Here is a 3,179-nt window from a genome sequence, read left to right as displayed (position 1 = left end):
CGCTGGCCCTGCTGCAGGCGGCGGACGAGCCGGTGGTCGTCGCCTGCGAAGCGGGCCCGTTGCTGGCTGCGGACCCCGACGGCGGGTCAGGGCGCCTCGTGTCACTGCGTCCGCGCCTCGACCGGCCCACGCCGCGGGTCGAACTCGGGCTCCAACTAGCCGGCCTGGCCCACGCGGCCATCGACATCTCCGACGGGCTGATCGCCGATCTCGGCCATATTTGCCAGGCAAGCAGGCTCGCCGCGGACGTCGAGGTGGACCGGCTGCCGTGCTCACCGGCCCTGGCGGCCAGCTTCGAGGCGGAACGACGACGCGAACTGCAGGCGACCGGCGGTGACGACTACGAGTTGTGTTTCACCGCCGCGCCGGCGATGCGCGAGCGCATCGAGGCGCTCGCAACGGGCGTGGTGCCGGTCACCCGCGTCGGCCGGATGGTCGAAGGCGAGGGCGTGCGGGCGGTGGATGGTGGCGGCGCCCCGTGGCAGCCGCGGCAGAGCGGCTACGTCCACTTCTCCGGATAGGACGGCAAAGAAACGCGCGATGTAGGAGCGACGTAAGTCGCGACCCGCCGACCCCGTGACGCGATGCTCAGCTCGCGACTTACGTCGCTCCTGCATCGGGGTGGTGACCGGCGTTCCGCCACAATCCACCCACCCGCTCGCGCAGTGTCGGCAACACCTCGCCCTCGAACCACGGGTTGGCCTTGAACCACGCGACATTGCGCGGGCTCGGGTGCGGCAGCGGCAGGTGGGTCGGCAGGTACTCGCGCCATGCGCGCATGGTCGCGGTCAGGCTGCCCTTGCGGCGGCGGCCCAGGAAGTGCGCCTGCGCGTACTGGCCGATCAGCAGGGTGAGTTCGACGTTGGGCAGCAGCGGCAGCAGCTGAGGGTGCCAGGTGGCCCGGCATTCCGGGCGCGGCGGCGCATCGCCCGAGCCGGCCTTGCCTGGGTAGCAGAACCCCATCGGCACGATTGCCACGCGCGAGGCATCGTAGAACGTGTCGGAATCGATCCCCATCCACTCGCGCAGGCGCCGGCCGCTGGCGTCGTCCCACGGCACGCCGCTTTCGTGGACCTTGCGGCCGGGGGCCTGGCCGACCACCAGCAGGCGCGCGTCGGCATGCGCGCGCAGCACCGGCCGCGGTGTGTGCGGCATTGATGACGCGCATAGCCGGCAACGGTCGATCCGGGCGAGCAGCGTGTCGAGGGTGTCGGCCCCGCCGCTCACGGTGGCAGCAGCTTGCCGGGGTTGAGGATGCCGTCGGGGTCGAATACCGCCTTGAGCTGGTGCATCAGGGCGAGCGTCGCCGGCGACACCGCCTGCGTCATGAATTCGCGCTTGGCCAGGCCGATCCCGTGTTCGCCCGACAGCGTGCCGCCGAGCGACAGCGCCAGCGCGAACACGCGCGACATCGCTGCCGCGGCGCGCTCGGCCTGGCCGGCGTCGGCCGGGTCGTACAGCAGGTTGACGTGCAGGTTGCCGTTGCCGGCATGGCCGAAGCAGACGAGCGGCAGCGCGAACTCGCGCGACAGTGCCTGCACGCCATCGACCAGGGCCGGGATGCGCGACACCGGCACCACCACGTCCTCGTNGTTGCCGGCATGGCCGAAGCAGACGAGCGGCAGCGCGAACTCGCGCGACAGTGCCTGCACGCCATCGACCAGGGCCGGGATGCGCGACACCGGCACCACCACGTCCTCGTTGATCTTGCCGGGCGCCAGCGTGCGCAACGCCGGCGACAGGGCCTTGCGCGCGGCCCAAAGGCGGGCACGCGCGGCCTCGTCGGCGGCATCGTCGAGCGAGACCAGGCCGTCGCCGCCGGCAGCCGCCATCAGCGCTTCGATGTCGCGCGGCAGTTGGTCCGGGTCACCATCGGCCTCGATCATCAGCAGCGCTCCGGCGTCGGCAGGCAGGTCGGCGCCGCCGACGTCGCGCGCCAGCCGCACCGCGTCGGCATCCATGAATTCCAGCATCGACGGGGTGACCGGCTGCGCCATCAGCCGGGCGACGGCTGCGGCCGCGGCGGCGACGTCACGGTAGATCGCGCGGATCGCGCGTCGCGCGGCAGGCGCCGGCGTCAGCCGCAGGCTCGCTTCGACGATCAGCGCCAGCGTGCCTTCGCTGCCGACCAGCAACCGCTGCAGGTCGTAGCCGGTCGCGCCCTTGGTGGTCGCGGTGCCGCATTCGATCAGCTCACCGGCCCCGGTCACCGCGGTGATCGCGAGTACGTTGTCGCGGCTTGCGCCGTACTTCACCGCGCGCGGGCCCCCGGCATTGCACGCCAGGTTCCCGCCAACGGTACTGAACATGGCGCTGGTGGGGTCGGGTGGCCAGAACAGCCCATGCGGCGCCAGCGCAGCCTGCAGGTCGCCGTTGAGCAGGCCGGGTTCGACCACCGCGCAACGGTCGCCCGGGCGGATGTCCAGCACCCGGTCCATCCGCTCCATCGACACCACGACGCCGCCCTCGACCGGCACTGCCGCACCGGTGGTGTTGGTGCCACGACCGCGTGCGACCACAGGCACCCGGTGGCGGCGACACGCGCGCACCAGCGCCACCACCTGGTCGCGGGTCCGCGGCAGCGCCACCGCGTCGGGCAACGCGTGCCGGCGCGAGTTGTCGTAGGCGTAGGTGAGCCGCTCGCTGGCATCGGTCAGCCAATCCTCGCCGAGCAGCGTGGCCAGTTCGCGGTCGAGTTCGTGTGGCAAGGGCATGGCGGAAGGAGGCGGGCCGTGGCGGCCCATTCTGCGCTTTCGTCGCGACGGGCCAGGTGGGGCGGTCAGTCGCCGGGCCGGAAGGCGTCGCGGATCCAGTCCAGCACGGGCGCCCCGGGGTCGCCGCAGGCATCGACGACGTCGAACCGGCATGGCGCATCGGCGTAGCGGCGGTGCCGCATCAGGAACAATTGCGCGGCGCGCACCAGCTTGTGCTGCTTGCGCCAGTCCACCGACACCGCGCCGCCGCCGAAGCGGTCGTCACTGCGGTAGCGGACCTCGACGAACACCAGGGTGTCGCCGTCGAGCATGACCAGGTCGAGTTCGCCCAACCGGTAGCTGGCGTTGGCGGCGACGGGTCGCAGGCCAGCGTCGATCAGGTGGGCACGCGCCGCGGCCTCGACCGCGGCGCCACGCTGGCGCCGGTCAGTAGCGACCGGCATTGGCCAGCGGTACCGCGACGCC

At 72.3% G+C, this 3,179-nt stretch carries 4 protein-coding genes; 1 reads left to right on the top strand and 3 read right to left on the bottom strand.

The window, feature by feature from the left end:
• On the top strand, positions 1-521 hold a 521-nt coding region (locus ACKVMH_RS13135), incomplete at its 5' end, for a thiamine-phosphate kinase (protein WP_412700622.1).
• Positions 522-600: 79 nt separating this feature from the next.
• Here the strand turns inward: ACKVMH_RS13135 and ACKVMH_RS13130 are convergent.
• The 3 genes from ACKVMH_RS13130 to ACKVMH_RS13120 form a co-directional block, all read right to left on the bottom strand.
• Positions 601-1,227, bottom strand: coding sequence for a uracil-DNA glycosylase family protein (locus ACKVMH_RS13130; protein ID WP_311195417.1), 627 nt, complete (start codon positions 1,225-1,227; stop codon positions 601-603).
• Entirely contained in the window at positions 1,224-2,714 is a 1,491-nt protein-coding gene (locus tag ACKVMH_RS13125) for an FAD-binding oxidoreductase (RefSeq protein ID WP_412700621.1), read from the bottom strand. The genes ACKVMH_RS13130 and ACKVMH_RS13125 overlap by 4 nt, the downstream gene beginning before the upstream one ends.
• 65 nt (positions 2,715-2,779) lie before the next feature.
• A complete protein-coding gene (locus ACKVMH_RS13120; RefSeq protein ID WP_412700623.1) occupies positions 2,780-3,157 on the bottom strand; it encodes a YraN family protein in 378 nt (125 codons plus the stop codon).
• Positions 3,158-3,179 lie beyond the last annotated feature (22 nt).

This window comes from Lysobacter zhanggongensis (genome assembly GCF_046638635.1).
GTDB classification, from domain to species: domain Bacteria; phylum Pseudomonadota; class Gammaproteobacteria; order Xanthomonadales; family Xanthomonadaceae; genus Novilysobacter; species Novilysobacter luteus.
This window is presented reverse-complemented; position numbering and strand designations above follow the sequence as displayed.